Origin of the sequence: Corynebacterium sp. AOP12-C2-36, from assembly GCF_052379185.1 — a bacterium.
Taxonomy (GTDB): Bacteria; Actinomycetota; Actinomycetes; order Mycobacteriales; family Mycobacteriaceae; genus Corynebacterium.
Window position 1 is genome coordinate 92,154 of the sequence record NZ_JBQSYJ010000002.1, and the last position, 26,208, is coordinate 118,361.

Below are 26,208 nucleotides of genomic sequence, written 5' to 3' on the forward strand. Positions count from 1 at the left end.
GGTCGCCTGGGTCCGGACGCCCCGTCACGGGGCCGTATAGCGACCGGCTGTCCACCTGTTGTCGCACAGATTATTGCACCGGGAGATTTCGCGCAGGTTTCACGGATTCTCCGGCCACGGATGCTTCGGGTAGCGCCCCCGCATCTCGGCACGGACCTGCACATACGCCCCGGACCAGAAGCCGCCGGGGTCGTCGGTCACCGCCACGGGGCGCCCGGCCGGCGAGAGCAGTTCGAAGCGGACGCGACGTCCGGCGACCTCGGGGGAGTCGTGCAGGCCGAAGCAGTCCTGCAGCCGGGTCGACACCACCGGCGGGGTGTCGGGGGCGTCGTCGACCTGCGGGTAGGTCAGCCGCACGGTGCGCCCGGACGGCAGGGTCAGCGTGGTCGGCGCGTACGTGTCGACGGGACGGTCCCAGGGGATCAGCCCACGCAGCAGTCCGGCGAGGTCCGGGCGCCGGCCCGCCGCCAGGTCCGGAACCACGAAGTCGAGCAACTCACTCTCCCCGCCGCGCATGTCCGGGTAGCCGTCGACCCCGTTGACGTGCAGGTACTGGATGCGCCGGCGCAGACTGCGCGCATTCTCCGACCAGGTCAGCACGTCCATGCCGTGGGACGCCAGGCCACGTCGCACCGCCGCGGCACGGGTGGCTTCGGAAAGGTCCGCGGTGGCCACCGGGGTGGACGACAACTCGATCGCCCCGAGACCGCGCACCCGCCGGGCCTGCAGCTTCCCGGCGGGGCCGCCGGGGGTCCAGGTGCAGGTCAGCTCGTCGGTGAGCAGCGGGGAGGCGGCCTGGAGGGCGAGCTGGCGTGACAACGGCACCGCCGTGTGCACCAGTGCCTCGGTACTGCTCGTGTTGCCGCTGTTGCGTCCCAGGTCGGCGATGGCGATCCACGCCGACGAGTGCGCCTTCGCGTCGCGCCACACCACCCCGGTGCCGGACGCGGTGAGGTAGCGGTTGGAGTCGCCCACCCGGTGCGCCACCAGGCCCGGGAACGCGCAGGCCACGGTGTACGCCACCGCGTCCTCACCACGCAGGTCCGGGGAGGACGTCCCGGCGTCCAGCAGCCGTTCGAGCCGGCGCGCGCCCTGGGAGCCACGCGCCTGACGCACCGCCGCCGGCAGGTCGCTCACACGCGACCCCTCGTCGACGACGTGCAGCACCGCGGCCACGGTGCGCACGTCGACCCGCCGGGACGCCACCGTCGCCCCGCGCGCGAGCCGCGGGTCCGTCGGCACCGCGGCGAGGCGGCGTCCGACGTCGGTCACCCGGCCGTCGGCGTCCACCGCACCCAGGGAACGCAACGTGGCCTCGGCGGCGTCGGAGGCGGGGCCCGGGAAGGCGTCCGGCAACGGCAGGTCCGCCCCGCGCGGCGAACCCCAGCACGCCACGTCCAGCATCGCCGAGGTCAGGTCGCTCGTCGTCACCGCCGGCGGGGCGAACGCGGGGGCCTTCGCGAACTGCTCGGCGGTGATGCAGCGGTACACCGTGCCCGGCCCCTCACGTCCGGCACGCCCGCCGCGCTGCGTGCAGGACGCCTGGCTCGCCACCTCCGTCACCAGCACGGACATGTCGCGGGAGGTGTCACGCCGGGCGGTGCGCGCCAGACAGGAGTCCACCACGACCCGCACACCGGGCACCGTCAGGGAGGACTCCGCGACGTCCGTGGCCACGACCACGCGCCGGGTGTCACCGCCGCCGCGCACCACGGCCGCCTGTTCGGCGGTGGACAACCGGCCGTGCAGGGCGAACGCCTCAACCCCGTCACCTGCCAGCCTGTCGGCCAGGGTCGTGCTGTCGCGGATCGTCGGCACGAAGACCAGCACGTCGCCGTGCGTCTCCGCCAGCGCCCGACGCACCGTGGCCAGCACCACGTCCTGCACGGCGGTGCGCGACCGCCGGTCCCGGTTCACCATCGAGGCGGCCGACTCGGCGTAGCGCACGTCGAGGGCGTGGATGGGGGAGGGGACGTCCACCACCGGTGCCGGCGGGTCGGCGAGCAGCCCGGCGAAGCGGGCGCCGTCCACCGTCGCCGACATCGCCACGACCACCAGGTCCTCGCGCAGTTCGCGCAGCTGGGCCAGCATCGCGAACACCAGGTCGGACTCCAGCGCACGCTCGTGAACCTCGTCGACGACGACCGCCGCCACCCCGTCGAGGTCCGGGTCGCGCAGCATCCGGCGCAGCAGCACCCCCGGCGTCACCATCTCGATCAGGGTCGACGCCCCGGCCTTCCGGTCCCCGCGCACCGTGTAGCCGACCTCGTCGCCGAGCCGGACGCCGCGTAGTTCGGCGACACGCGTCGCCGCCGCGCGGGCCGCCACCCGCCGCGGCTGGGTCACCACGACCTTGCCTGTGCTCCCCTGCATCCCCTGCACCGCCTCGGCGACGTACTGCGGCGCCAACGTGGTCTTGCCGGTGCCCGGCGGGGCCTGGACCACGGCGGTGCCGCGGGTGCGTACCGCGTGGATCAGGGCGTCGCGTCCGGCGGCGAAGGGGAGGTCGGTCACCTCACCACCGTAACCCCTCGCGCAGTCCCTCCTGCAGGGTCATGGCCAGGTACGGCACCGCGACGGCGAGGTAGCAGACCGCGGACACCGCCGCGCCGGACAGCCACGTCCACGCGTCGCCGGCGGTGTCGGCATCCTGACCGGTGTGCAGCCTGTTCAGGCCGATGGCCGCCTGCACCAGCGCGCACAGCAGCAGCACGACCTGCACGAGGACCACGTAGCCGCGCGCCGACGGGGCGCGGGGTCCGTCGTCCAGCCACTCCGGTCGCACCAGGTGCGGACGCGAGCGCGTGGCGAACAGGAACACCAGGATGATCTGCCCGACGAGCGGGATGAAGCCGTACAGCAGGCATGCCGCGGGGTAGCCCGCGTCGTGCAGGCGCCGACAGCTCAACGCCAGCACCGGGATCACCACGAGCAGCCAGGTGAGGCCGGCGACGGTGGAGTAGACCTCGTCCGGCGGTGTCCGGAGGTTTTCGCGCAGCAGGCGGTAGGCCAGCGTGACCAGGACGTACGCCAGCATGATCCACCAGAAGCCGCTCCGGGAGGTCAGCCCGCTGAAGCGGTTCCAGCGCACGAAGAAGTCGACGAGAGCCTGAAGGAGGGTGTGGGGGTGGGACCGGTGAGGGAGGGGTTCCTGAGTTTTATCTTGGAGAGAGGAAGTCGAGGATGTCACGGTCGTCCATGCTAGGTCACGACCCCCGGGGCACGGCAGGGTTCCCACAGGAGGGCTACAGTGGCCTCCTATGGGACTGAAGGAGAAAGCGGTCTCCGTCGCCGGCAGGATCACCGACGCGGTACGCATAGGAAACGGACTTGACCAGCGAGACCTCGCCCCGGTGGGGTGGTTCGCCCACGAGCAGGCGGTGCAACGCCTGAAGGACAGCTTCGACGCCGTCCCACCCGGCAGCCGGGTACGGCTGGCGAAGAAGACGTCCAACCTCTTCCGGGGACGCTCCAGCGACGCCGTCGGGCTGGACGTCTCGGGCCTGCACGGCGTGATCGCCGTGGATCCGGTGGCGTGCACCGCCGACGTGCAGGGCATGTGCACCTACGAGGACCTCGTCGACGTGCTGCTGCCCTACGGGCTCGCACCGACGGTGGTGCCGCAGCTCAAGACCATCACCCTCGGCGGGGCGGTCACCGGCATGGGCGTGGAGTCCACGTCCTTCCGCAACGGGCTGCCGCACGAGGCCGTCCTGGAGATGGACGTGCTCACCGGCACCGGCGAGATCCTCACCTGCTCGCCCACGCAGAACACCGACCTGTACCGCGGCTTCCCCAACTCCTACGGGGCCCTGGGCTACAGCGTGCGGCTCACCGTGCGGTGCGAGCGGGTGGAACCCTACGTGGACCTGCGGCACGTGCGCTTCGACGACGTGACGTCGCTGACCGAGGCGCTCGACCGCATCGTGACCGACAAGGAGTACGACGGCGAGCGCGTCGACTACCTCGACGGCGTGGTCTTCAGCCTTCAGGAGAGCTACCTGGTGCTGGGCCGCGCCACCGACGAGCCCGGTCCGACCAGTGACTACACCCGGGAGCGCAGCTACTACCGCTCGCTGCAGCACCCGGCCGGCGTGCTGCGCGACAAGCTGACCGTGCGCGACTACCTGTGGCGCTGGGACGTCGACTGGTTCTGGTGCAACCGGGCCTTCGGTGCGCAGAACCCCACGGTCCGCACCCTGTGGCCCCGCGACCTTCTGCGATCCAGCTTCTACTGGAAGATCATCGGCTGGGACCGTCGTTTCGATCTGGCCGACCGTATCGAGGCACACAACGGGCGTCCGCCGCGTGAGCGGGTGGTGCAGGACATCGAGGTCACCCCGGAAAACCTGCCGGAGTTCCTGACCTGGTTCTTCACCACCTGCGAGATCCAGCCGGTGTGGCTGTGCCCGATCCGCCTGTCGGACGATGCCTCCTGGCCGCTGTACCCCCTGTCACCGGGGGAGACGTGGGTGAACGTGGGTTTCTGGAGTTCGGTGCCGGCCGACCAGATGGGGCCGGACGCCCCGGAGGGCGCCTTCAACCGCGAGATCGAGCGCGTGGTCTCCGACCTGGGCGGGCACAAGTCCCTGTACTCCGAGGCGTTCTACACCGAGGAGAAGTTCGCCGAGCTGTACGGCGGTGAGCGTCCCGGGGAGCTCAAGGCGGTCTTCGACCCCGACGGGCGGTTCCCGGGACTGTACGAGAAGACCGTGCGCGGCGTGTGACCGGCACGGAAGACAGATACACGAAGACGAAGAAGACGCAGATGACGCAGAGGACACAGAGGAGAGAAATGAACAGGGGTTTCACGCCGCTGACGGTGGGAGAGATCGTCGACAAGGTCATCACGCCGCCGGCGCCGTTCCGGGTGACCGCCTTCGACGGGTCGACCGCCGGGCCGGCGGACGCGGAGCTGGTGCTGGAGATCACCTCGCCGGACGCGTTGGCCTACATCGTCACCGCCCCCGGTGACCTGGGCCTGGCCCGGGCCTACATCACCGGCAGCCTGCGCATCAGCGGGGACGAGCCGGGACACCCGTACCTCGTCTTCGACCACCTCCAGCACCTCTACGACCAGATCCGCCGCCCCTCGGCGAAGGAACTGCTGGACATCGGCCGGTCGCTCAAGGCGATGGGTGCGATCAAGCTGCAGCCCGCCCCGGAGCAGGAGACGCTGCCCGGCTGGAAGCGCGCCATGCTGGAGGGGCTCTCCCGGCACTCCCCGGAGCGGGACAAGGAGGTCGTGAGCCGCCACTACGACGTGGGCAACGACTTCTACGAGCTCTTCCTCGGCGACTCCATGGCCTACACCTGCGCCTACTACCCGGAGTTCGAGGGCGAGGACCAGGTCACCGGCCCCGACGGCGGCTGGGGTTACGCCCAGTGGGAGAAGGGCGCGGTGGCCAACGGGCCGCTGACCCAGGCCCAGGACAACAAGCACCGGCTGGTCTTTGACAAGCTGCGGCTCAACGCGGGCGACCGGCTGCTGGACGTGGGCTGCGGCTGGGGCGGCATGGTCCGCCACGCCGCGCGCAACGGTGTGAAGGCCGTGGGCGTGACCCTCTCCCGCGAGCAGTACGAGTGGGGCAAGGCGAAGATCGAGGAGGAGGGCCTGCAGGACCTCGCCGAGGTGCGCTGCATGGACTACCGCGACGTGCCGGAGTCCGACTTCGACGCGGTCAGCGCGATCGGCATCCTGGAGCACATCGGTGTGCCCAACTACGAGGACTACTTCTCGCGCCTGTACGCCAAGCTGCGCCCGGGCGGCCGGATGCTCAACCACTGCATCACCCGCCCGCACAACCGGAAGACCAAGACCGGCCAGTTCATCGACCGCTACATCTTCCCCGACGGCGAGCTCACCGGCTCCGGCCGGATCATCACGATCATGCAGGACACCGGCTTCGACGTGGTCCACGAGGAGAACCTGCGCCCGCACTACCAGCGCACCCTGCACGACTGGTGCGAGCTGCTGGCGTTGAACTGGGACGACGCCGTCCACCTCGTCGGCGAGGAGACGGCCCGCCTGTTCGGCCTGTACATGGCCGGTTCGGAGTGGGGTTTCGAGCACAACGTGATCCAGCTCCACCAGGTCCTGGCGGTGCGCCCGGACGAGTCCGGCCATACCGGGGTGCCGGTCCGCCAGTGGTGGAGGTCCTGACGGTAACCTCGTCACGATGAGAACGATCACGCGAGGTGCCGTCCGGGCGGGTGCTGCGGTGGTGCTGTGCACGCCGTTGCTGCTGGGGGCCTGCACCATCGGAGACCCGGAGCCCGACGACGACGCCCCCGGCGGGTCCGTGGGCACCGAACCGCCGCCGGACAAGCCCGTTCCCGAGTCCGACGCCGCCGGCGAGGAGGACGGCGCAGAGGACGGCGAGTCAGACGCCGTGCCGGACGACGAGGACCCGGACCAGCCGGACGTGGACCCGGCGGAGACCGACCCGGGCTCCCCGGGCGCCCGCGGTCTGGCCATCGGCGACTGCGTGGCGGACATGGGGCAGCTCGAGGGCACCGGCGACATCGACCTGGTCGACTGCGCCGAGCCCCACGCCGGTGAGGTGTTCGCGCAGGCGGACATCGCCGGCAAGACCCTCTTCCCCGGCAACGAGCAGCTCGGCGAGGAGGCCGGCGGCATCTGCGGCGGTGATGCTTTCACCACCTACGTCGGGGTGGGGTACGCGGACTCCGCGCTGGACGTGGTCACCATGATGCCGTCGAAGGAGAGCTGGGCGCAGGAGGACAGGACGGTGACCTGTGTGGTCACCGACCCGAACATGGACGGGATCGACGGCAGCCTAGAGCAGAGCTGGCGCTAGCGGGGACGAGGGAACAGAACCCGGGTACTGCAGATTTCGCACCTCATAAGCATCTGACTCTTGCAAAAGGCCAGGTCAGATTTAAAGAGGCTTCTTATGAGGTGCGAAATCTGCTGTGGGCCGGGTGCTGTCGGGGGACACCCCGTCCAGGAACGCGACCCTACCGCTCCAGCAGGGTCACCAGTTTCTGACGGTTGGACTCCACCAGGTGCGCGACGGTGAACTCCCACGCCTGCGTGGACGGCAGCCGCAGCCGCCGCTCGACGTCCTCGAGGAGGGCGTCCACCAGGGCGGGGACGGCCGGGGCGGTCGTGCCGTCCTGCGCGGGGATCATGGTCACCGCCTCCGGTGAGCCCCACACCGCCGGGTCGGCGATGAAGAGGTGGCCCTGCGCCGCGGCGTAGCCGAGGGCGGCGTCGCGCAGGTCGGAGAGCTGGTCGTCGGTGATCTCACCGGCCGTCCAGGCGTCCTCCACCAGCGGGACGCGGTCGACCGGCTGGTGGGCGTCCACGATGCCCTCGACGAGCTGCGTGGGCAGGGTGACCAGAGCGCGGGAGGCGGCGGAGTAGACGTCCGCGGCGTCGAGGTAGGGCCGTCCGGCCACGATGGTGCGGGCCAGCTCGCGGCTGGCGGTCATGAAGGACAGCAGGGTGGTCAGCTGCTCCGCCGGGGCGGAGTTGAAGCTGCGGACGTCGCGCACGGCCGGCGAGGACGCCGGGCGGGTGGCGAACAACGGGGAGAAGGATGGCGTGTACATGACCCCATGCTGGACGCCCGGTGTTTCCGTGTAGTTACCGTTCCGGGAAGAACTCGGACGCCAGGGCGTCCAACGCCTGGACGACCACGTCGGTCTCCGCCTCGTCGGTGATCGTGATGCGCACGCCCTCACCGTCGAAGCAGCGCACCGCCACGCCGAACTCACCGATGGCTTCCTCGAATGCGGCGGCACGGTCGTGCAGGTCCAGCCACACGAAGTTGCCCTGGGAGGGGATCCGCCAGGCCTCGGGGATGTGCTCCAGCACGCGCGTGCGCTGGGTCACCGTCTCCTCCGTGCGCTGGAGCAGCTCGTCCCGGGCGGCGATGCTCGCCACCGCGGCGGCCTGGGCGACGGCGCTGACGCTGAAGGGGATGCAGACCTTGTTGACCGCCTCGATGAACTCCGGGCGCCCCACCAGGTAGCCCACCCGCAGGCCGGCCAGCCCGTAGGCCTTGGAGAAGGTCCGCGCGATCGCCAGGTTCGGGAAGTCCGCGAGCAGGCCCAGGCCGTCGGGGAAGTCGTCCTCGCGGACGTACTCGATGTACGCCTCGTCCAGCAGCACCTGGACGTCCTCCGGCACCGCGCGCAGGAACGTGATGAGCTCCTCGCGCGACACCGTGGTGCCGGAGGGGTTGTTCGGGTTGCACACGATGACCAGCCGGGTGTGCTCGTTGATGGCCGCGGCCATCGCCGGCAGGTCGTTGCTGTGCCCGGCGGTGAGCGGCACCTCCACCGGCGTCGCGCCGGCGACGCGCACCAGGATCGGGTACGCCTCGAAGCTGCGCCACGGGTAGACGACCTCGTCCCCGGCGTCGCCGCCACGGCACGTCGCCAGCACGGCCTGCTCGATCAGGGAGGACGACCCGGCGCCGACGGCGACGTTGTCGGCGTCCAGCAGCAGCGAGGACGGCCCGGCGAGCCACTCGGAGATGGTGGTGCGCAGCTCGTGGGAGACGATGTCCGGGTACCTGTTGGCCGTGGCCAGTGCCTCGGCGGCGGCCCTGGTCACCCCGGGGAGCGGCCCCTGGGAGGACTCGTTGCTCGAGAGCTTCACGGGGTGGCCGTGGAGGCTGCCGGGGACGTACGTGGGGAGGGAGGTGAGGTCGGCGCGGATCATGCGGTCAAGAATAGTCTCCGGCAGGTTTTGATCTGGTGCGGGGGGCTGATGTATGGTTCGAGTCGTCCGTCACGCACGTGGCGGCATGGAGGCGTGCCAGAGCGGCCGAATGGGACTCACTGCTAATGAGTTGTCTGCTTAACGGCGGACCGGAGGTTCAAATCCTCTCGCCTCCGCCACTTCAGTTTCCTCAGGCTTTTCGTGAGGACGTGTCGTCAGCCGTCCGGTTCTTGTGGTGAGTTACCGGACATTCAGGGCGTGGTCCCGCTATATGGGGTGTGTGGTGTACCCCGGGATCGCGTGACACGTCCCGTCTGGTGGTGTGCCGAGGAATCTGGAGTCGCTGGAAACAGCGTCGCGCCCGTAGCTCAACGGATAGAGCATCTGACTACGGATCAGAAGGTTGGGGGTTCGAATCCCTCCGGGCGCACGCTTTTCTTGGGTGAGCCCCCGCTCACGGTGTTCTTCACCGTCGGCGGGGGCTCACTCGTTTCCGCCATAAGAGTCGTGACGTGCTGATACGGTCGGCTCATGACCTTCACCACGCTCATCACCGGCGCGAGCTCAGGCCTCGGCGCCGAACTCGCCCGCCAGTCCGCCGCCGCCGGCCACGACCTCGCGCTCTGCGCCCGCCGGACGGAGCGCCTGGACGCCCTCGCCGCGGAGATCGCGGCGTCCTGCCCTGCGGTCACCGTGCGCACCTACGCGCTGGACGTGACCGACCCCGACGCGGTGCGCGAGGTCTTCCAACGGGCGGACGCCGAGGCACCGCTGGACCGCGTGGTGGTCAACGCGGGGTTGGGCAAGGGGCGCAAGGTCGGCTCCGGCAAGCCGGAGGCCAACCGCGAGACCGCCACCACCAACGTGCTCGGCGCGCTGGCGCAGGCGGAGGCGGGCATGGAGATCTTCCGGGCCCGCGGTGCCGGGCACCTGGTTCTGGTGTCCTCTGTGACGGCGCTGCGCGGCAACCGCAAGGCGATGACCACTTACGGTGCCACGAAGGCCTTCGTGGCGAGCCTGGGTGAGGGGCTGCAGTCGGAGCTGCTGGCGTCGGGGGCTGGTGGTATTGACGTGACGGTGCTGCTGCCCGGCTACATCCGCTCGGAGATGAACGAGAAGGTCGAGCAGAAGACCCGGTTCATGGTCGACACCGAGACCGGGGTCCGCTCGATGATGGCGGCGATCGAGGCGCGGAAGCGACGGGCGCTGGTGCCCGGGTGGCCGTGGCGGCTCATCGGCCCGCTGCTGAAGGTGCTGCCGTTGAAGGTGGTTTCGAAGCTGGTGTGATCGGCGATCTACCAGGCGCTTTGCTGCTTTCCGGGGTGGCGTGTAGGCTATGGTCTCGTTGCAGAGATGCAACGGCGCGCCCGTAGCTCAACGGATAGAGCATCTGACTACGGATCAGAAGGTTGGGGGTTCGAATCCCTCCGGGCGCACCATTCAAACGGCCCCGTCATCTTCCCGGATGGCGGGGTTTCGTGCTGCGCGGGCGATCCCGCGTCGCGTGCCGGATTCGTCCCGTCGTTGACAGGGGGTCGGACGGGGCGCGGGGTTCGCGGGAGTCGCGACAGGATGGGCCCGCCGGAACCTCACCGCCGGAACTTGGCCGCGGTGTGGATGAACGCGCCGATCATGTCCGGCCAGCGCGCCACGTCCTGCGGGGAGTAGGCCGTGGCCAGCTGGGAGCCCGGCAGCAGCAAGTGCAGTTCCTCGGCCACCGCCACCGGATGCGCGGGGTCGCCGATCCAGGCCAGGATCAATGTGGGGATCCGGCGTTCCCCGAGGGCGGCGATACGCTCCCGGGAAGGCAGGTCGTTGCCCGCCGCCCCGCGGAACACCGTGGGCAGCAGATCCTCCGCCACGTCCGGCATGGTGAACGGCACCTCGGTGCTGCGTGCCGGCGGCGCGGGCTCCGCACGGGTCGTCTCGGCGAAGGCGGCCAGGCCGTGCTCCTCGACGAACTGTGCGGAACGCTCGTACATGCCCGCCCGGTCCCCGCGCAGCTCCCAGGCCGTCGGCGGGATGCACAACGTCATGGACGCGTAGTCGTGCCCGGCCGCCGCGGAGGTCAGGATCGTCGCGGCCCCCATCGACTGGCCGACCACGTGCACCGGCGCGTCCGGGGAGAACTCGGTCGCCACGTCCTCCAGGTCGCGGGCCAGGGAGGTCCACCGGTAGGCCGCCGGGTGCTCGGGCCCGGACGACCGGCCGTGGCCACGGGCGTCGTAGCGCAGCACGCGCAGTGCGTCCTGACCTGCGGTGAGGTCGAGGCCGAGGGCCACGTCGCGGGCACGGCTGGAGGTCAGCCCGTGCAGCTGGACCACCGGGGTGCCGTCCACGGGACCCCAGATGTCGTGAGCGAGGGAGGAGAGGGCGTCTGTCTTGTCAGGTGTGCGACTCATGCAGGAAATCCGTGTGTAATCCCACGGCCCTATCGTCCGTGGGTATGAGACTGACAACTGTAGCCCGTATGGAGCTCGCCGCAGGACAGGTACACGTCTTCGACCAGACGGTGTCCCCCGTGTCTGCTGTCGCGCAGGACGGCCACGCCCCGTCCTTCGACCAGGCGCGCCACGCCGCCGCGGGCTCGCGCCCGGGCAGCTGGATGGCCGTCGCCTTCGCCGTCCCGCCCGTCGGACGCGGACGCCTCGCCGCGGCGTGGGACCGGGTCGTGGCACGTCACGGCACGCTGCGCACCGTGCTCACGCAGGACGCAGGACGCATCCGCGTGCAGGACGTGCAGGTCACGGCCGGCCGTTGGCGCCGTGCGGGCGATCGCACGCAGGATCCGCGCGCCGTGCTGCGCGGGGTCTTCGACGAGGCGTGCGAGCCCTTCGGCTCCCCGTCGCACCGGCTCAGTGTGGTCGACCACGGCGACGGCACGTGCACCGCCGTCATCGGCCTGGACCACAGTCACACCGACGCATGGTCGCTGCTGGTGCTGGTGCGCGACATGCTCGCCGCACTGGAAGATGCTCCACTCCCGCCTGTGCCCTCCTTCGGTGATCACGTCCGCGCGCTTGCGGGCCGCGACGCCGCCCCGGCGCACGTGCGTGAGCGGTGGCGCCGGATCATGGAGGAGGGCGACCGCGACATGCCGGTGTTCCCCCTCGACCTGGGCGACGTCTCCGAACCCCGCGACGAGGTCGTCGAGGTGCTCGACGTGTTGGACGCCGCGGGCGTGGCGCGTCTGGAACGCGCCGCCGAGGCCCGCGACGTCCGGTTGCTGCCGTTGGCGGTGAGCGTGCTCACCCAGGTCAACCGGGACATGGGGGCGGGGCGGCTGCGCGCGGTGTTCCCCGTGCACTCCCGGCGCGGACCGGCCGACGACCCGGCGCGGTGGGCGGACTCGGTGGGCTGGTTCATCACCAACTCCGTGCTGGACTGCGACTCGGTCGACCCGGCCGCGTGCGCCACCGCGGTGCGCGACGCGATCACCCTGGGCTCCTACCCGTTGGAGCCGTTGCTGCGCCCGTGGGGCGGGATGCCGAACACGCCGGGCATGTTCGCCCTGTCGTGGCTGGACAACCGTCGGCTTCCGGTGCAGGTGCCGGACGCCGCACACCCGCAGCACGTCTCGGCGTGGATCCGCACCGACGGGGTGATGGTGTGGTTCGTCCTCAACGACGACGGCATGCACCTGCGGGTGCGCTACCCCGGCACCGCCCAGGCGGTGGCGACGGTGGGGCAGTGGGCGCGGCGGGTCGCCGACGGGCTGCGCGCGCTCGGCTCAGACGACCCCGTTCTCGTAGGCGAAGACCACGACCTGAGCCCGGTCGCGTAGGCGCAGTTTCTGCAGCACCTTGCGCACGTGGGTCTTCACCGTCTCCTCCGAGATGAACAGCACCTCGGCGATCTCGGCGTTGGAGCGACCCGTGGCGATCTGTTCGACGGTCTCGCGCTCCCGCGGCGTCAGCGAGGCCAGTTCGGTGGACGCCCGGCGTGGGGCGGAGCGCGGCGAACGCGCCACCGCGTCGGCGATGAGGCGTCGGGTGACGGTGGGGGCGAGCAGAGCCTCGCCGGTGACGGACAGGCGCACGGCGCGGGCGAGCTCGTCGGCCGGGGCGTCCTTCAGAAGGAACCCGGAGCAGCCGATGCGCAGCGCCTCGTAGACGTAGTCGTCGAGGTCGAAGGTGGTGAGCATGATGATCCGTGGGGCGGGGTCCAGCCCGGAGGACAGGATGCGCCGGGCCGCCTCGAGCCCGTCCATCACCGGCATGCGCACGTCCATGAACACCACGTCCGGGTGCAGGCGGGTGGCCTGCTCCACGGCCTGGGCACCGTCGGCGGCGTCGCCGAGCACGGTGATGCCCTCGCGTGAGTTCAGCAGCGCGGCGAAGCCCTGGCGCACCATCGCCTGGTCGTCGACCACGAGCACGGTGGTGGGTGCCGTGGAGGACGCAGGGGTGGGTGCCGGGTTGTCGGTCATGGGGGTCACGTTACCGGGTGGGTGCGGGCACGGCGGCGGTGACGGTGAAGCCGCCGTCGGCGGCGGGCAGGGCGGTGAACGTGCCGCCCACGGCGCGCACCCGGGCGGACATGCCCTGGATGCCGGCCCCGCCGCTGTGCTCAGGGGGGACGATGGCGTCCGGTGCGGCCGGGCCGTTGTCCACCGTCAGTGTGACCCAGACTTGGTCCCCGCCGTCACCGTCCAGCTCCAGCCCCACCAGCACCGCGGACCCCGGGGCGTGGCGCGAGGCGTTGGACAGCGACTCCTGCAGCACCCGGTGCAGCACCACGCCGGTGGTGTCGTCGAGACGGGCGGACACCGCCGTGACGTCCTGCGGCGACCAGGACACGTCCACCCCGGCGCGCCGGGCGGCCTGCAGCGTGGGGCCGATCTGGTCGGTGCCCACCGGGGTGGTGGCCCCGTCCTCGGCGTCGCTGCGCAGCACCCCGAGCAGTTCGCGCACCTGGTTGAGGGCCTCGCGGGCGGTGTCGGAGAGGGAGTCGAACTCCGCGTGGATCGCCGGGGTCACCCCCTGCAGGCGGTAGGGGGCGGACTGCGACTGCACCACGATCATCGACATCTGGTGGGCGACGACGTCGTGCAGGTCGCGCACCAGACGGTTGCGTTCCTCGGCCATCACCCGCATCTCCGACTGCTCGCTGGTGCGGGTCTCCTCCAGGCGCAGGTCCCGGCGGGAGGCCAGCAGCCAGCGCACCAGCAGGAACAGCACCGTCCACACGGTCACGCCCACGACCCAGCCGACGCGGGCACCGTCCGGGTTGGTGAGCATCAGGACCCCGGTGGCGGCCACGGCGAGGATGACCGAGTTGCGTGGGGCGCGCACCACCACGACCGCCAGGGTGAACGCCAGCGCCAGGTGGAAGGGCACCGGCCAGCTGAGCATGTAGGTCTCCTCAGTGCGCAGCGGGGCGCTGATGAGGCAGGCCAGCACGACCGCCAGCCAGGACGGCACCGGGTGCCACAGGCTGGTCAGCACCGGCAGCGTACCGACGGCGGCGAGCAGCGGCACGATCGCGGCATTGAGTCCGTGGGTGACGAAGTAGGTCGGCCAGGCCACCGTGAACAGGACCGCGGTGAACAGCGCCACGAGCAGCAGCACCTGCGGGGTCACGCCGGCGCGCGAGGCGGGACCGGACACGGCGCGCACCGTCGAGTCGGTGGCACGCGCGATCGCGCCGCGAAACGGTCGGGTGGGCTGGTCGCTGCGTCTCATGCCTGTGACGCTAGTCGGCGGTGCGGCCACCCGGATCCCCCTGGAGAGTGAGATCCACAATCACCCTGCGGAGGGATCCGCGCGGGGAAGGACGCTGCCTAGCGTTCCGGGGCATGTCACGTCGTAGAAGAGTCGCCGCCACCGTCCTGATGTCCGCCGCCGTCGTGCTCCTCACGGGGGCCACGTCCACCCCGACCGCCGGGTCCACGGCGGTGACCCCGCAGCCCGTGGGCGCGGTGGCCGCCGCCGAGACGCTCGCCGCGGGGGAGCCCGGGACGTCCTACCTCCCCGCCGAGCTGGTTGCGGAGCTCGGCTACCGGCCCGGGACACAGGAAGGTACGCAGGACAGCACGCAGGACAACGCCGGCTCCGCCACGAACCCCACCGGCGACTGTTCCTCGCCGGTGCCGTTGCCGGAGTCCTTCGAGCCGGCGTGCATGACCCACGACCTGGGCTACGACCTGCTGCGAGTGGCCCACCGCACCGGCGAGACCATCCCGGAGCACACCCGCGCCGCACTCGACCGGCAGATGGCCGCCCAGATGGCGGCGTCCTGCGACGGGGCGACCGCGTGCCGGGCGGTGGCGGGTGTCGCCTACGCCGGCGTGGCGGTCAACACCGTGCGCCAGCACAACGGCGCACCGGTGGAGGAGTGGTTCCCGTGGTGAACCGGGGCAGGACGCTGCTCACGGCGGCGGTGGTGCTGGCGGCGTTGTCGCAGTCCGTGGCGCCGGCCGCGGCGGCGACGTGGTGGGCCTTCGACCGGGGGCCGCTGGCCCAGCACCCGCGCGACGTGCTCACCGAGCCCGCCGCGTCCGGCGCGGTGCGTGTCTACGGCGACCACCCGGGGCAGGACGCCACGGCCGCCGCGCGCGACACCGTCGACGAACTCGTCGACGCCGGTGGTCTGGAGCGTGGCATCGTGCTGGTCACCCTGCCCACCGGTTCCGGGTGGGTGGACCCGGTGCAGGTGGAGGCCGTGGAGGACTGGGCCGACGGGGACGTGGCGAGCGTCGCGGTGCGTTATGCGCGCACCCCCTCGGCCGTGGCGTACCTGATGCGCCCGGAGCTCGCCGAGCAGTCGGCGACGGCGCTGTTGCGTGAGGTCACCGAGCGCGTGGAGGAGCTGGACGCCGCGCGGCGTCCGGCGGTGGTGGTGCAGGGGCAGAGCCTCGGCGTCGGCGCGGGGCTGGCGGCGGTACGGCAGCTGGCGCAGGACGGTGCGGCCGCGCCGGCCGCCCAGCTGTGGCAGGGCCGTCCCGGTACCGTCGCCGCGCCGGCCGAGGACCGGTGCACCGTCGACGAGATCAACGACGACGACCCGGTGGCAGCCCTCGGCCCCGGTCTGCTGCTCGACCCCGTCGCCGCGGTCGGGGTGCTGGCGGACCTGCCCGGCTCGGCGTCGTCCACGGCCGGCACGCGGCACAGCTACCGTCCGGTGCTGCCGCCGCAGGGGTGCGTGGGGGATCAGTCCCCGGACACGTCCCCGGACACGTCCCCGGACACGTCACCGAGGAAGGCGAGCTGGTCGGCGACGACGGCGTCGAAGTCCGCCCCGGAGTAGATGTCGAAGTGGCCGGCGTCGTATTCCTTGACCACACCCTGCGGCGCGCGGGCCACGTGGCGACGACTCGCCGCCACCGGGGCCACGGAGTCCACCCGGCACAGGCAGAACAGGGCGGGCACGGTCAGCTTCCGGGCGTACCCGCCGGGCCGGGAGGTGAGGATGCCGGGCACGATCCGGGCGGCCACCTCGTTACGGAAGGTGGAGTCCGGTGGGACGAGGCCGAGGTAGCCGTCGATCACGTCGTCGGCGGTCATCAGGGCGGTGTCGCCGGCCCCGCCGGCGGTCGCCACCGTCACCGGGTCACGGCCCAGCAGCGACGCGGCGATGTCGCGCACCGCCCGCAGCGTCAGCTTCGCCGAGACCACCGGCGGGATGCGCAGCACCGAGGCCACCCCGTCGGTGAACGGGCACTGCGCGATCACGGCGTCCACGGTGCCCGGCGAGCCCGGCTCCGCCGTGGCCCCGACGTGGATCGCGTGCCCGCCGGAGAAGGACGCCCCCCACGCGACCACGGGGGCCTCGCCGGGCAGGGTGTGGGCGAAGGCCACCGCCGCCGCCCAGTCCTCACGCTGACGCCGCACACTGAGCAGCTGACGGGGACGGCCGTCGCTGGCGCCGAAGTACCGGTAATCGAACACCAGGCAGCGGTAGCCGTGCGCCACGAATCGCTGCGCGAAGGCGTCCAGCCCCATGTCCCGGACCGCGCCGAGCCCGTGGGCCATCACCAGCGTCGCCCGCGGTGGTGTGTCTGGTGCGGTGTCTGGTTCGTAGAGCCAGGCCGCACAGTTCACCTGGCCGGACAGGAAGGTCACGTCGGTGCGTTGTCCCATGAAACAAGGGTGCACGGCGCAGGCCGGATCCGCAACGGTGTTCTACACTCAATAACGGACAAGAGGATCATGTGAGGAGAGCTAATGACTGACAGTGACGGCTGGGGCCGCGGGCCCGGTGACCGGGACCAGACGCCGCAGTGGGGACAGGCCGCCGGTGGTCAACCTGACTGGGGACAGTCGTTCCAGCAGCAGCCGCCCCAGTACTCTCAGCCGCCGCAGGAGCCGCAGGGTCCGCAGGGTTCCGGCGCGGGACGCATCCTCCTGGTCGTCATCCCGGTGTTGATCATCGTCCTCGTCGCCGCGTTGCTGGTCTGGAAGTGGGACGACCTCTTCGGCGGTGGCGGCGACGACTCCGCCCAGTCACCGACGATCAGCCGGCAGACCACGCAGGCCGACGAGACCTCTTCCTCAGCCCCCTCGAGTTCCTCGGCGCCGTCGACGACGTCGAGTCAGAGCCGTCCCGACCGTGCGGACCTGCCCGCCGGTGCCGAGCCGGTCAACGCCGCCGCCCGCGCCGGCGAGCCCACCGGTGACTTCAACTCCGTGTACAAGTCCCCGCCGTCGGGCGACACCTACACCAGTGACGAGTTCGCCCAGGCCGTGCGCGACGCCTTCGTGGAGGCCTACCTCGACAACCGCGAGACCGACCAGGATCTCACCGTGACCAGCCCCGTCAACGGCACGTCCTACCGGATGAGCTGTACCGACGAGGGCAGCTACGTGCACTGCTCCGGCGGCAACGACGCGAATGTCTACATTGCGTAGCCGGGCCGGGGGCGTCAGGGGCGCCAGGGGCCTTGCCGCGGTCGTGCCCGTGACCGCGGCGCTGCTGCTCGGCGGCTGCGTGATCGGCGACGTCGACCGTGACGGGGAGACGGCCCAGCAGACGGCCCAGCAGACGGCAGGGGAGAGCACCACCGCACAGACCCCGGACCCGACGACTGGCCCGACGAGCCCGGCGCCGACGTCTTCGGCGTCATCCTCACCGCAGGTCGGCGCCCTCGAGGTCCCGGAGGGATCCGGCAGCGCCGGGGTGGCCCTGCTCGACGACGGTGACCTGCGCACCGGCGGATCCCTGGCCGACCTCGCCGACGCCGCCTGGTCGACCAGCAAGGTCCCCGTGGCCGTCGCCGCACTCACCAACGCCGGTGCTGACGACCAGAACGGGCTCGACGGGCTGATGCGTCAGGCGATCACCGTCTCCGACAACGACGCCGCCGAGGCGCTCTGGGCCTCCCTCGGTGACGAGGCGGCCGCGGCCGCCGCCACGCAGGACGTCCTGCGCCAGGGCGGCGACACCACGACGACCGTCCCGGCGCAGAAACGCCGCGCGGAGTTCAGCACCTTCGGCCAGACCACCTGGGCGCTGGGCGACCAGGCCAGGTTCGTCGCCGGACTGCGCTGCGTCGCCGGCTCCGCCCCGGTGCTCGAGGCGATGGGGCAGGTCGCCGCCGGCCAGGACTACGGTCTCGGCCGGCTCGACGGCGCCCGCTTCAAGGGCGGGTGGGGACCCGGCGAGGACGGCACCTACCTGGTCCGCCAGTTCGGGCTCATCCCCGCCGACGACGGCACGATGGTGCCCGTCGCCGTCGCCGCGACCGCCCCCGACGGCAGCTACGCCTCCGCCCAGGTGGTGCTCGACGAGGTCGCCGGGTCCCTGCGCGACACCGTCGCCGGTGCTCACGGTGTGCCCGCCGAGGGTGGTTGCTGACCGGTCCCGGCCGGTGCGTGGATCGTCAGCGAACCGACAGCTGGCGGACTGCGGGAAATGCAGACCCGTCGGCTAATGTCGGATGCTGTGGTACCCAGGTCAAGCAACGCAAGAGCAACCGGAACGCATCACCGCGCGTCGGGCGGCAACGCCGGCGGGCCAGGTGGTGGTGTCGGGAGGAAGGCGAACCAGTACAGTCTCTGGATCGTCGGTGCCCTGCTGCTCAGCGTGTTGAGCGTGGCGGTGTTCCTCAACGGCCTCGCGGCCGACGACGGGGACGAGGCCGAGCGCGACCGCCGTGCGCTGGAGCAGGACGTCGCGGCGTCCTCCGAACCGACGGCGCAGCAGGAGGCCGACGACATCCGGGTGGAACTCGCCGCGGCCGTCGACGAGGTCTCCGCGGAGTTCGGCGTCACCGCCGGGGCGACGATGCGCGCCGGCGGCGGCATCGTGCACGTCGGTGACCTGCAGGACGGCCCGGGGCTGTCCTCGATCAAGGTTCCGGTGTCCATCGCCGCCGTGCAGGCCGCCCTGCGTGAGGGCACGCCCGTGGAGGACCTGACCGAGGACATCGACGCCGCGATCACCGTCTCCGACAACGACGCCGCCCTGCGGCTGTGGCAGTCCCTCGGCGACGACGACGAGGCCGCCACCGCGCTCGGCGCGGTGCTGGCCCAGGGCGGCGACCCCACGGACACGAACGTGGACCGCGACAGCGCCGACTACGAGGGCTTCGGCGACATCGGCTGGACCCTGGACAACCAGACCATCTTCGCCAACCAGATGGCCTGCGTGCTGGGCTCCGAGCAGACCGTCGACGCGATGGGCCGGCTCGCCGAGGAGCACGCCGGAGGCCTCGGCCAGCTGGAGAACGCCCACGTCAAGGGCGGGTGGGGTGACACCGCCGAGGGAAGTTTCATCCTGCGTGAGTTCGGCCTCGTCGGACCCGTCGGCGCACAGGTCCCGGTCTCCATCGGGGTCATCCCCGAGGACGGCAGCGAGGAGACCTCCCGCGCCGCCGTCGCCGAGCTGGCCCAGCGAATCGCCCCGCTGGTGGAGCAGTCCTCCGCCACCGGCGGTGCCGCCGAGTGCCAGGTTGGGCAGAGCCAGGGGCCTGACTAGGGGGCTAGAGGATCCCGATCTTCGCGCCGAGGCTCTCGGCCTGGTGCAGTTGCTCGATCCAGCCCGGATCACCGGGGCGCACCCGGATGAACGGGCGGTTGGACGGTGCCTCGCGGGTGCGTCCGGCGCGCGCCTCGTAGCGCAGCCGGGCGTCGTACCCGTCACCGGTGAGCTGACCCAGGTCCCCGTCGGGGTCGCCGAGGGCCGCGCGGGCGGCGCCGAGCAGCTCCACCGTCTCGTCGAGGGCCGTGACCAGGGCGTCCCGGTTGTTCTCGCACATCGCCTGCACCAGCGGCGGGGCGGTGCCGGCCACGCGGGTGCCGTCGCGGAAGCTCGTCGCCGCCAACGACAACGCCAGCGCGCCACCACGGTCGGCGGTCACCGCCAGCGCCTCGGCGAGCACGTGCGGCAGGTGGGAGACCCGGGCCACCGCGTTGTCGTGGTTTCCGGTGCGTGCCGGCACCACCGCCGCGCCGGTGGCCGTGGCGGTCTCCACGACCCGTCGCCACGTGGTCACCCATGCGTCGTCCTCGCCGGCCTCACCCGCGTTGTCGTGGGTGACGACCCACACCGCGTCGTCGAAGAGGCCGGTGGTCGTGGCGTCCCACCCGGAGTCGGCGGTACCGGCCATCGGGTGGCCGCCCACGTAGCGCTCGGCCAGCCCGTGGGCGCGCACCAGCTCCAGGACCTCCGCCTTCACGCTGACCACGTCCGTCAGCCCGCAGTCCGGGGCGTGGACGGCGACCTCCTCCAGCAGCGAGGGCAGTGCGGGCACCGGTACGCCCAGCACGATCAGGGCGTCCTGCGCGGCGGCGCGGCGCAGCGTGGCGACGAGGTCGGCGGAGACGTCGAAACCGTCGGACGCCGCGGCGTCCACAGTGGCCTGCGACCGGTTCCATCCGAACGCGGGGCGTCCTGCGGCCTGCAGGTCACGCAGCAGGCTGCCGCCGATCAGGCCCAGCCCCAGCACACAGACCGGGAACGGGTCGGCGGGGGCGGGGGACGCTGCTGTGTAGTTCACCTTTCAAGTGTGGCACAGGGCGACTACGGTTAGCGAGCATGAGTGGATTCGTCGTCGCAGCCGAACTCGCCGAGGGTGACGCCGGCGGCGCGTCCTGGCACCTGCGCATCCTGGAACGAGACGTGCCCGACGGGCTGCGGCCCCTGCTGACCGAACTCGGGCGCCTGCGCGCCGCCGGCGTGCTGTTCGCCATGGTCTGTGTGGAGGACGACTGGTGCGCCCTGGTGCGACCCGGCCCGCGCGGCCCCCAGCTGCTGCTCAGCGACGCCTCCGTGGTCGTCGAGGACGACGACGAGCCCGGCATCGGCCTGGCCCGTGACATCCTCGACGAACTCGACGTGGACGGGCCCACCGACGACGACATCGACGACGCCGACGACCCCGACGCCCCCTGGCCCGAGGGCGACTTCGACATCCTCGCCGACCTCGGCGTGAGCGACCAGGTGTTCTCCGTGATCCTCGACGACGGGGAGATGCTGGCCACCGAACAGCTCATGCGCCTGGCCGAGGAGCTGGGCTTCGACGACGACCTGGCCGACATCCTCGACACGCTCGGGTACAGCGGGTGGGAGTGACCGGTTCGGGTCTGCCGGCCACCGTGCGCGACAACCGGGACGACGCCCTGATGCGCCGCGCCCTCGCCGTCGCCGCCACCACGCCCGACGGTGACGTGCCCGTCGGTGCCGTCGTCGTCGACCCCGAGGGGCGGGAACTCGCCGCGGCGACGAACAGGCGGGAGGCCGACGCCGACCCGACCGCCCACGCCGAGGTCCTCGCCCTGCGCGCCGCCGCGGCCGCCCACGGCGACGCCTGGCGGCTGCAGGACTGCACCCTCGTGGTCACCCTGGAGCCCTGTGCGATGTGCGCCGGCGCCGCCGTCGGCGCCCGGGTGGGACGCATCCTCTTCGGCGCCCACGAACCACGCACCGGCGCATGCGGCTCCGTGGTGGACGTGGCACGCGACTCCCCGCTGCACACCGTCGCCGTGCGCGGCGGGGTGCGCACCACCGACTGCGAGGAACTTCTCTCCGGGTTCTTTCGCGACCGGCGCTGATTCTCTATCCTGGGGCGGGTCAGATGCAGTACCCTTTTCCAGAACTTTCACGGAGGTTGAACATCATGGATCTCGGAGGACTCGGCGACAAGGCCAAGAAGGCCGTGAACGACAACCGCGACCAGGTCGAGGACAAGGCCGGCGAGGCCATCGACAAGGTCACGGACGGAGACAAGGCGGACAAGGCCAAGGGCTCACTGAAGGACGGGCTGGACAAGCTCTCCGACAAGTGACCGGCCTGCCGCCCCGAGGGTTCGTCCGCGGGCATTTTGCCCGTGCGGGGCGGTTGCTGCTAACTTAGTCGGCGGTGGCGTGTCCGAGCGGCCGAAGGAACTCGCCTCGAAAGCGAGCGTCGTGTAACAGCGACCGGGGGTTCAAATCCCTCCGCCACCGCCGCAGAGAAACCCTCCCGGGAGACCGGGAGGGTTTCTCGCGTTGCGGGGTGGGATGGGGTGGGCTGGGCTAGGACCGGCGCTGTGGCGGTACGGGGGATGGAGCACATTTCGCACTTCATAAGCAGCCTGTGCGAATCTGACCTGGTCTTATGTGATGATCATCCTCTTATGGGGTGCGAATGTTGTCGGTTCACGCCGTGCGCTTACCCCGGCGATGCCTTGCGGGGGTTGCTTGCCCGGAGAGGTTCCGTCCACAGGTCGACGGGTTAGGATTGGCGTTCGCACTGTGCTCCTACGTGGAAGGCTGGCCTCTCCGTGGCTCTACTCCTGTTCCGGCTCGGCCGGTGGTCCTACCTGAGACGGTGGCTCGTCATCGGGATCTGGGCGGTCCTGCTCGCCGCCGTCGGTGGCGGTTCGCTGGTCATCCAGAAGGGCTACAACGACGTCTTCAGCATCGACGGGGTGCCGTCGCAGCACGCCACGCGCATGCTGATGGACGAGTTCCCGGGCACCGACAACCCGGCCATGGCCTCGGACGTGAACCTGGTGTTCCAGGCCCCGGAGGGCGAGAGCCTCGCCGACGAGAAGTACATGGGGGTGCTCGACGAGGTCGTCGACACCGTGCGCACCACCGTCGACGACTTCGGCGACGACTCGTCCTTCGGCAACCCGGTCACCTACAACGACGAGCAGACCGACCTGGTCATCAACACCTCGACGGAGATGGGGCTCTCGCGCGAGGTCGCCGAGGCGGACGCGGCCAACGTCGCCACGCTCAGCCCGGACGGGCGCACCGGCACCACGTCCTTCTCCTTCGACGTGGACCTGCCGGCGGACGTGACCACCGAGGACAAGGACGCCGTCAACGACGCCCTCGACATCGCCCGCGACGCCGGGCTGAAGGCCGAGGCCGGTGGCGCCGGTTTCGGCGACCCGATCGTGATCGAACCGATCAGCGAGGCCGTCGGCCTGCTGGCGGCGTTCATCATCCTGTTCATCACCTTCGGCTCGCTCATCGCCGCGGGCATGCCGCTGATCAGCGCGATCGTGGGCGTGGGCCTCGGCGCGCTCGGCATCACCGGTGCCACCGCCTTCGTGCCGCTGAACAACATCACCCCGGTGCTCGGCATCATGCTGGGCCTGGCCGTGGCCATCGACTACGCCCTGTTCATCATGAGCCGCTACCGCGACGAACTACGTCACGGCAGATCGAGGGCGGACGCCACGGGCCTGGCGGTGGGCACGGCCGGTTCGGCGGTGGTCTTCGCCGGCCTGACGGTGATCATCGCACTGGTCGGCCTACGCGTGGCGAACATCGAGTTCCTCTCCTACATGGGTTATGCTGCGGCGGCGACGGTGCTGCTGTCCGTCTTCGTGGCACTGACCCTGGTCCCCGCACTCTTCGGCGCCTTCGGCGACCGCGTCTTCCGGAAGGACGCCGCGACGGGTGCGCGCGTGCGCGAGGGCATGAGTATGGAGGAGGCGGACGCGGCCGTCGCCGCGTCGTTGGCGTCCGGCTCGCGCGGGAAACGTGGGGGACGTGAGGGACGCAGCAAGCGCGGGAAACACGGCCAGCACGAGAAGCCGACCCGCGCAGCATCCGGCACGAAGTCCGGCAAGCCGCTCGGCACGCGCTGGGTGGAGCTGGTGCACCGCGCGCCCGGCGGGTTCCTGCTGCTGGTGGTCGTGTCGCTGGTGCTGCTGACCCTGCCGGCGATGAACCTGCAGCTGTCCCTGCCGTCGGACAAGACCTCCACGCTGGACACCACCCAGCGCCAGTCCGCCGAGATGCTGGAGGAGGGGTTCGGTGCCGGGCGTAACTCCCCGTTCCTCGTCATCGTCAACACCGACAATGTGGACCCGACCTCCTCGGCCCTGTCGCCGCTGGTGAGGGGTGGGGTTGAGCCTGCCCAGGCCGCGTTCGTCACGGTGAAGGACCGGTTGGCCAACAACGTCGGGGTGAAGCACTCCCAGCTCATCGCCGCCTCCGAGGACGGCTCGACCGCGCAGATCCTCGTCACCCCGGAGACCGGGCCCACCGACGAGCGCACCGCCCAGCTGATCCAGCAGCTCCGCGCCCAGCAGGAGGTCCTGGAGAACGAGACCGGCGTGGACATGGGCATCACCGGGCTGGTGCCGATCCAGCAGGACGTCACCGACCGCCTGGCCGACGCCATGCCGATCTACCTGGCGTTGGTCGTGGGGCTGGCGCTGGTGCTGCTGCTGATGGTCTTCCGCTCGCTGATGGTGCCGGTGATGGCGGCCGCGGGCTTCCTGCTGTCCGTCGGCGCGGCGTTCGGTGTGACCGTCCTCTTCTGGCAGGCGGGGCTGTGGGGCCTGATCAGTTCCCCGGGCCCGCTGATCAGCTTCATGCCGATCTTCCTCATCGGCGTGACCTTCGGCCTGGCGATGGACTACCAGGTGTTCATCGTGTCCCGGATGAGGGAACGGTTCACGCTGCACAGTCACGAGGCGGCGAAGACCAGCAAATACAACGCCGTGGAGGACTCGGTGATCGGCGGCTTCGGCCTGGGCGCGAAGGTGGTGACCGCGGCGGCGCTGATCATGATCTGCGTCTTCGCCTCGTTCATCGCCCAGCCGTTGCCGTTCATCCAGATCTTCGGCTTCGCCCTGGGTGTCGGTGTCCTGTTCGACGCCTTCTTCATCCGCATGACCCTCATCCCCGCGCTGATGTTCCTGTGCGGGCGCGCGACCTGGTACATGCCGCGCTGGCTGGACCGCATCCTGCCGTCGGTGGACGTCGAGGGCGCGAAGCTGGAGGACGCCTACGCCTCCGGCAAGGTCGAGCGCATGGAGGACTGACCGGGCGACGTCCTGATCTTGCCGGGGTTCTGCTGGACCTGGATCCCGGTGACCGTGCCCGCGCCCCCGCCAGCCTCACCGGTCTCCAGGACCACGAGGCGGGTCATGTCCGGTGAGACCGCGTGGAACACCGGCCCGGCCACCGTGTCGACCACGGAGACCCGGGGCATCCCGTATTTTCCGACCAGCCCGGCGAGGAACCGGGAGACCCGGTCGTGTCCGCGCACGGCGTTGCGGGCCGCCGAGGACAGCCCGCCGGAGTCCGTCCACAGGACGCAGCCCTCGGAGAGTTCGTCGACGAGGGTGCCCAGGTCGCCGTCGTTGAGGGCGGCGGCCAGGACGTCGAGGCGGTGGCGCTGCACGACGTGGGGGACAGGCACGTCGCCGGTGGACAACGACACCCGTGCCCGACGCAACCGCTGCCGCGTCGCCGACGGGGTCGTGCCGGTGACCGCCGCGATGTCGTGGTGGGACATGCCCGCGACCTCGGCGAGGACCACGATCACCCGGTCCACCGGACGCAAGGTCTGCAGCATCCGGAGGAACGCCAGGTCGACGCCCTCGCCGAGCACGGCGTGCTCGGCCGGGTCGTCCTGCACGGAGATCTCGGGCAGCCACGGCCCCACGTAGCTCTCGCGACGCTTCGCGGCGGACGTCGCGGCGTCCAGCGCCAGGCGCGCGACGACGACCGTCAGCCACGCCGGGACGTCCTGCGGCTCCTGCCCGGTGCCCGTCACGCGGTCCAGGCGCAGCCACGCCTCGGAGACGGTGTCCTCGGCGTCCTGCCAGGTGCCGAGCACCGTGTGGGCGAGGCCGAGCAGGCGGGGACGTTCGTGGGCCCAGGCGTGTGAGTCCGTCATTTCTGCGAGAGTACGCCCAGGCGGTTCCACATGTTGATCGCGGCGATCTCGCTGATCAGCGCGCCGGTGGTCTTCTCCCCGAACTCCGCGAGGACGCGTTCCTGCAGGTCGACGTCGAAGTCGGCGTCCTCGCTGAGGCGGGTGCCGGCCGTGGTGAAGGCCAGGACCAGGGCGTCGGACGCGCTGAACGGGGTGCCGGTGGCGTCCGGCGTCCAGTCGCGGATCGCGTCCACCCATGCCTGGCCGAAGTCGTGCTTGAGTGCCTCGTCGGAGTGCATGCCGATGCAGTAGGAGCAGTTGTTCAGGAAGGAGGCGCGCAGCTCCACGAGCAGGCGTGTGCGACGGTCCAGGCCGCTGCGCGCGGCGAGTTCGAAGGCTCCGGCGGCGGCGTAGGTGCGCTTGCGGATCTTCATCAGGTCGATGTGGGTCATGGTCGTACTCCT

25 protein-coding genes and 4 tRNA genes are annotated in these 26,208 nt (G+C 71.1%); 18 read left to right on the forward strand and 11 right to left on the reverse strand.

Features of this window, described 5'->3' with window-relative positions:
- Positions 1-99 precede the first annotated feature (99 nt).
- Entirely contained in the window at positions 100-2,514 is a 2,415-nt protein-coding gene (locus ACT3UN_RS01830) for an ATP-dependent RNA helicase (RefSeq protein WP_444655995.1), read from the reverse strand.
- A 1-nt stretch (position 2,515) separates the two neighbouring features.
- Positions 2,516-3,091, reverse strand: coding sequence for a DUF805 domain-containing protein (locus tag ACT3UN_RS01835; protein WP_444655997.1), 576 nt, complete (start codon positions 3,089-3,091; stop codon positions 2,516-2,518).
- A 169-nt stretch (positions 3,092-3,260) separates the two neighbouring features.
- Here ACT3UN_RS01835 and ACT3UN_RS01840 point away from each other — a divergent pair, with 169 nt between their 5' ends.
- The 3 genes from ACT3UN_RS01840 to ACT3UN_RS01850 all read left to right on the forward strand — a co-directional run bounded on the left by ACT3UN_RS01840 (position 3,261) and on the right by ACT3UN_RS01850 (position 6,821).
- Entirely contained in the window at positions 3,261-4,727 is a 1,467-nt protein-coding gene (locus ACT3UN_RS01840) for an FAD-binding oxidoreductase (protein ID WP_444655999.1), read from the forward strand.
- A 68-nt stretch (positions 4,728-4,795) separates the two neighbouring features.
- The gene (locus ACT3UN_RS01845; RefSeq protein WP_441579633.1) at positions 4,796-6,163 is read left to right on the forward strand and encodes a class I SAM-dependent methyltransferase; all 1,368 of its coding nucleotides are present in this window, start codon (positions 4,796-4,798) and stop codon (positions 6,161-6,163) included.
- Between the two features lie 16 nt (positions 6,164-6,179).
- Complete coding sequence (locus tag ACT3UN_RS01850; RefSeq protein ID WP_444656001.1) at positions 6,180-6,821, forward strand: septum formation family protein; 642 nt, start codon at positions 6,180-6,182, stop codon at positions 6,819-6,821.
- Between the two features lie 160 nt (positions 6,822-6,981).
- Here ACT3UN_RS01850 and ACT3UN_RS01855 read toward each other — a convergent pair whose 3' ends face one another.
- Both ACT3UN_RS01855 and ACT3UN_RS01860 read right to left on the reverse strand, forming a co-directional pair.
- Positions 6,982-7,578, reverse strand: a complete 597-nt coding sequence (locus ACT3UN_RS01855; RefSeq protein WP_444656003.1) for a hypothetical protein — start codon at positions 7,576-7,578, stop codon at positions 6,982-6,984.
- Positions 7,579-7,612: 34 nt separating this feature from the next.
- Positions 7,613-8,695, reverse strand: a complete 1,083-nt coding sequence (locus tag ACT3UN_RS01860) for a histidinol-phosphate transaminase (RefSeq protein WP_441588271.1) — start codon at positions 8,693-8,695, stop codon at positions 7,613-7,615.
- An 87-nt stretch (positions 8,696-8,782) separates the two neighbouring features.
- On the opposite strand from ACT3UN_RS01860, the gene ACT3UN_RS01865 reads away from it, so the two are divergent.
- The 4 genes from ACT3UN_RS01865 (at position 8,783) to ACT3UN_RS01880 (ending at position 10,134) form a co-directional block, all read left to right on the forward strand.
- A tRNA-Ser gene (locus ACT3UN_RS01865) sits at positions 8,783-8,874 on the forward strand.
- Between the two features lie 178 nt (positions 8,875-9,052).
- A tRNA-Arg gene (locus ACT3UN_RS01870) sits at positions 9,053-9,125 on the forward strand.
- Positions 9,126-9,226: 101 nt separating this feature from the next.
- On the forward strand, positions 9,227-9,982 hold the full coding sequence (locus ACT3UN_RS01875) for an SDR family oxidoreductase (RefSeq protein ID WP_444656006.1): 756 nt from the start codon (positions 9,227-9,229) through the stop codon (positions 9,980-9,982).
- Between the two features lie 76 nt (positions 9,983-10,058).
- Positions 10,059-10,134, forward strand: a tRNA-Arg gene (locus ACT3UN_RS01880).
- A gap of 150 nt (positions 10,135-10,284) precedes the next feature.
- Here the strand turns inward: ACT3UN_RS01880 and ACT3UN_RS01885 are convergent.
- On the reverse strand, positions 10,285-11,097 hold the full coding sequence (locus ACT3UN_RS01885; protein ID WP_444656008.1) for an alpha/beta fold hydrolase: 813 nt from the start codon (positions 11,095-11,097) through the stop codon (positions 10,285-10,287).
- Between the two features lie 44 nt (positions 11,098-11,141).
- On the opposite strand from ACT3UN_RS01885, the gene ACT3UN_RS01890 reads away from it, so the two are divergent.
- Positions 11,142-12,479, forward strand: a complete 1,338-nt coding sequence (locus tag ACT3UN_RS01890) for a hypothetical protein (RefSeq protein WP_444656010.1) — start codon at positions 11,142-11,144, stop codon at positions 12,477-12,479.
- Here ACT3UN_RS01890 and ACT3UN_RS01895 read toward each other — a convergent pair.
- The gene (locus ACT3UN_RS01895) at positions 12,426-13,124 is read right to left on the reverse strand and encodes a response regulator (RefSeq protein ID WP_444656012.1); all 699 of its coding nucleotides are present in this window, start codon (positions 13,122-13,124) and stop codon (positions 12,426-12,428) included. The two genes, ACT3UN_RS01890 and ACT3UN_RS01895, sit on opposite strands and share 54 nt — an antisense overlap.
- Positions 13,125-13,134: 10 nt before the next feature.
- On the reverse strand, positions 13,135-14,379 hold the full coding sequence (locus ACT3UN_RS01900) for a sensor histidine kinase (protein ID WP_441579542.1): 1,245 nt from the start codon (positions 14,377-14,379) through the stop codon (positions 13,135-13,137).
- A 113-nt stretch (positions 14,380-14,492) separates the two neighbouring features.
- Here ACT3UN_RS01900 and ACT3UN_RS01905 point away from each other — a divergent pair, with 113 nt between their 5' ends.
- Together ACT3UN_RS01905 and ACT3UN_RS01910 are read left to right on the forward strand one after the other, a co-directional pair.
- Positions 14,493-15,047, forward strand: coding sequence for a hypothetical protein (locus tag ACT3UN_RS01905; RefSeq protein WP_444656014.1), 555 nt, complete (start codon positions 14,493-14,495; stop codon positions 15,045-15,047).
- Positions 15,041-15,943, forward strand: a complete 903-nt coding sequence (locus ACT3UN_RS01910; protein WP_444656016.1) for an alpha/beta-hydrolase family protein — start codon at positions 15,041-15,043, stop codon at positions 15,941-15,943. The genes ACT3UN_RS01905 and ACT3UN_RS01910 overlap by 7 nt, the downstream gene beginning before the upstream one ends.
- On the opposite strand, the gene ACT3UN_RS01915 is transcribed toward ACT3UN_RS01910, so the two are convergent.
- On the reverse strand, positions 15,847-16,776 hold the full coding sequence (locus ACT3UN_RS01915; protein WP_444656018.1) for an alpha/beta hydrolase: 930 nt from the start codon (positions 16,774-16,776) through the stop codon (positions 15,847-15,849). The two genes, ACT3UN_RS01910 and ACT3UN_RS01915, sit on opposite strands and share 97 nt — an antisense overlap.
- Positions 16,777-16,860: 84 nt before the next feature.
- Here ACT3UN_RS01915 and ACT3UN_RS01920 point away from each other — a divergent pair, with 84 nt between their 5' ends.
- The 3 genes from ACT3UN_RS01920 to ACT3UN_RS01930 all read left to right on the forward strand — a co-directional run bounded on the left by ACT3UN_RS01920 (position 16,861) and on the right by ACT3UN_RS01930 (position 19,612).
- Complete coding sequence (locus ACT3UN_RS01920; protein WP_301441997.1) at positions 16,861-17,544, forward strand: hypothetical protein; 684 nt, start codon at positions 16,861-16,863, stop codon at positions 17,542-17,544.
- A gap of 43 nt (positions 17,545-17,587) precedes the next feature.
- Positions 17,588-18,490: a hypothetical protein gene (locus ACT3UN_RS01925; RefSeq protein WP_444656020.1), complete on the forward strand. Its 903-nt coding sequence runs from the start codon at positions 17,588-17,590 to the stop codon at positions 18,488-18,490.
- An 87-nt stretch (positions 18,491-18,577) separates the two neighbouring features.
- Positions 18,578-19,612, forward strand: coding sequence for a hypothetical protein (locus ACT3UN_RS01930; RefSeq protein WP_444656022.1), 1,035 nt, complete (start codon positions 18,578-18,580; stop codon positions 19,610-19,612).
- Positions 19,613-19,616: 4 nt separating this feature from the next.
- Here the strand turns inward: ACT3UN_RS01930 and ACT3UN_RS01935 are convergent, their stop codons facing one another.
- Complete coding sequence (locus tag ACT3UN_RS01935; RefSeq protein ID WP_444656024.1) at positions 19,617-20,633, reverse strand: prephenate dehydrogenase; 1,017 nt, start codon at positions 20,631-20,633, stop codon at positions 19,617-19,619.
- A 38-nt stretch (positions 20,634-20,671) separates the two neighbouring features.
- Here ACT3UN_RS01935 and ACT3UN_RS01940 point away from each other — a divergent pair, with 38 nt between their 5' ends.
- From ACT3UN_RS01940 to ACT3UN_RS01960, 5 genes are all read left to right on the forward strand, one after another.
- Entirely contained in the window at positions 20,672-21,208 is a 537-nt protein-coding gene (locus ACT3UN_RS01940; RefSeq protein WP_444656026.1) for a tRNA adenosine deaminase-associated protein, read from the forward strand.
- Between the two features lie 50 nt (positions 21,209-21,258).
- Entirely contained in the window at positions 21,259-21,687 is a 429-nt protein-coding gene (locus ACT3UN_RS01945; protein WP_441579550.1) for a nucleoside deaminase, read from the forward strand.
- A gap of 65 nt (positions 21,688-21,752) precedes the next feature.
- On the forward strand, positions 21,753-21,920 hold the full coding sequence (locus tag ACT3UN_RS01950) for a hypothetical protein (protein ID WP_301441991.1): 168 nt from the start codon (positions 21,753-21,755) through the stop codon (positions 21,918-21,920).
- A gap of 73 nt (positions 21,921-21,993) precedes the next feature.
- Positions 21,994-22,080 (forward strand) — tRNA-Ser (locus tag ACT3UN_RS01955).
- 317 nt (positions 22,081-22,397) lie between these two features.
- Positions 22,398-24,905, forward strand: a complete 2,508-nt coding sequence (locus tag ACT3UN_RS01960) for an MMPL family transporter (RefSeq protein ID WP_444656028.1) — start codon at positions 22,398-22,400, stop codon at positions 24,903-24,905.
- On the opposite strand, the gene ACT3UN_RS01965 is transcribed toward ACT3UN_RS01960, so the two are convergent.
- Both ACT3UN_RS01965 and ACT3UN_RS01970 read right to left on the reverse strand, forming a co-directional pair.
- The gene (locus tag ACT3UN_RS01965; protein WP_301441749.1) at positions 24,869-25,765 is read right to left on the reverse strand and encodes a sigma-70 family RNA polymerase sigma factor; all 897 of its coding nucleotides are present in this window, start codon (positions 25,763-25,765) and stop codon (positions 24,869-24,871) included. The two genes, ACT3UN_RS01960 and ACT3UN_RS01965, sit on opposite strands and share 37 nt — an antisense overlap.
- Positions 25,762-26,196: a carboxymuconolactone decarboxylase family protein gene (locus ACT3UN_RS01970; RefSeq protein ID WP_301441750.1), complete on the reverse strand. Its 435-nt coding sequence runs from the start codon at positions 26,194-26,196 to the stop codon at positions 25,762-25,764. Before ACT3UN_RS01970 ends, ACT3UN_RS01965 begins: the two co-directional genes overlap by 4 nt.
- Between the last annotated feature and the right edge of the window lie 12 nt (positions 26,197-26,208).

What these genes read in the sequence shown, in the direction of transcription:
- ACT3UN_RS01875 (WP_444656006.1), top strand. Translation starts at nt 9,227, where the DNA reads ATGACCTTCACCACGCTCATCACCGGCGCGAGCTCAGGCCTCGGCGCC.
- ACT3UN_RS01840 (WP_444655999.1), top strand. Translation starts at nt 3,261, where the DNA reads ATGGGACTGAAGGAGAAAGCGGTCTCCGTCGCCGGCAGGATCACCGAC.
- ACT3UN_RS01920 (WP_301441997.1), top strand. Translation starts at nt 16,861, where the DNA reads ATGACTGACAGTGACGGCTGGGGCCGCGGGCCCGGTGACCGGGACCAG.
- ACT3UN_RS01965 (WP_301441749.1), bottom strand. Translation starts at nt 25,765, where the DNA reads ATGACGGACTCACACGCCTGGGCCCACGAACGTCCCCGCCTGCTCGGC.
- ACT3UN_RS01895 (WP_444656012.1), bottom strand. Translation starts at nt 13,124, where the DNA reads ATGACCGACAACCCGGCACCCACCCCTGCGTCCTCCACGGCACCCACC.
- ACT3UN_RS01850 (WP_444656001.1), top strand. Translation starts at nt 6,180, where the DNA reads ATGAGAACGATCACGCGAGGTGCCGTCCGGGCGGGTGCTGCGGTGGTG.
- ACT3UN_RS01885 (WP_444656008.1), bottom strand. Translation starts at nt 11,097, where the DNA reads ATGAGTCGCACACCTGACAAGACAGACGCCCTCTCCTCCCTCGCTCAC.
- ACT3UN_RS01860 (WP_441588271.1), bottom strand. Translation starts at nt 8,695, where the DNA reads ATGATCCGCGCCGACCTCACCTCCCTCCCCACGTACGTCCCCGGCAGC.
- ACT3UN_RS01970 (WP_301441750.1), bottom strand. Translation starts at nt 26,196, where the DNA reads ATGACCCACATCGACCTGATGAAGATCCGCAAGCGCACCTACGCCGCC.
- ACT3UN_RS01855 (WP_444656003.1), bottom strand. Translation starts at nt 7,578, where the DNA reads ATGTACACGCCATCCTTCTCCCCGTTGTTCGCCACCCGCCCGGCGTCC.
- ACT3UN_RS01950 (WP_301441991.1), top strand. Translation starts at nt 21,753, where the DNA reads ATGGATCTCGGAGGACTCGGCGACAAGGCCAAGAAGGCCGTGAACGAC.
- ACT3UN_RS01900 (WP_441579542.1), bottom strand. Translation starts at nt 14,379, where the DNA reads ATGAGACGCAGCGACCAGCCCACCCGACCGTTTCGCGGCGCGATCGCG.
- ACT3UN_RS01905 (WP_444656014.1), top strand. Translation starts at nt 14,493, where the DNA reads ATGTCACGTCGTAGAAGAGTCGCCGCCACCGTCCTGATGTCCGCCGCC.
- ACT3UN_RS01890 (WP_444656010.1), top strand. Translation starts at nt 11,142, where the DNA reads ATGAGACTGACAACTGTAGCCCGTATGGAGCTCGCCGCAGGACAGGTA.
- ACT3UN_RS01915 (WP_444656018.1), bottom strand. Translation starts at nt 16,776, where the DNA reads ATGGGACAACGCACCGACGTGACCTTCCTGTCCGGCCAGGTGAACTGT.
- ACT3UN_RS01945 (WP_441579550.1), top strand. Translation starts at nt 21,259, where the DNA reads ATGCGCCGCGCCCTCGCCGTCGCCGCCACCACGCCCGACGGTGACGTG.
- ACT3UN_RS01940 (WP_444656026.1), top strand. Translation starts at nt 20,672, where the DNA reads ATGAGTGGATTCGTCGTCGCAGCCGAACTCGCCGAGGGTGACGCCGGC.
- ACT3UN_RS01845 (WP_441579633.1), top strand. Translation starts at nt 4,796, where the DNA reads ATGAACAGGGGTTTCACGCCGCTGACGGTGGGAGAGATCGTCGACAAG.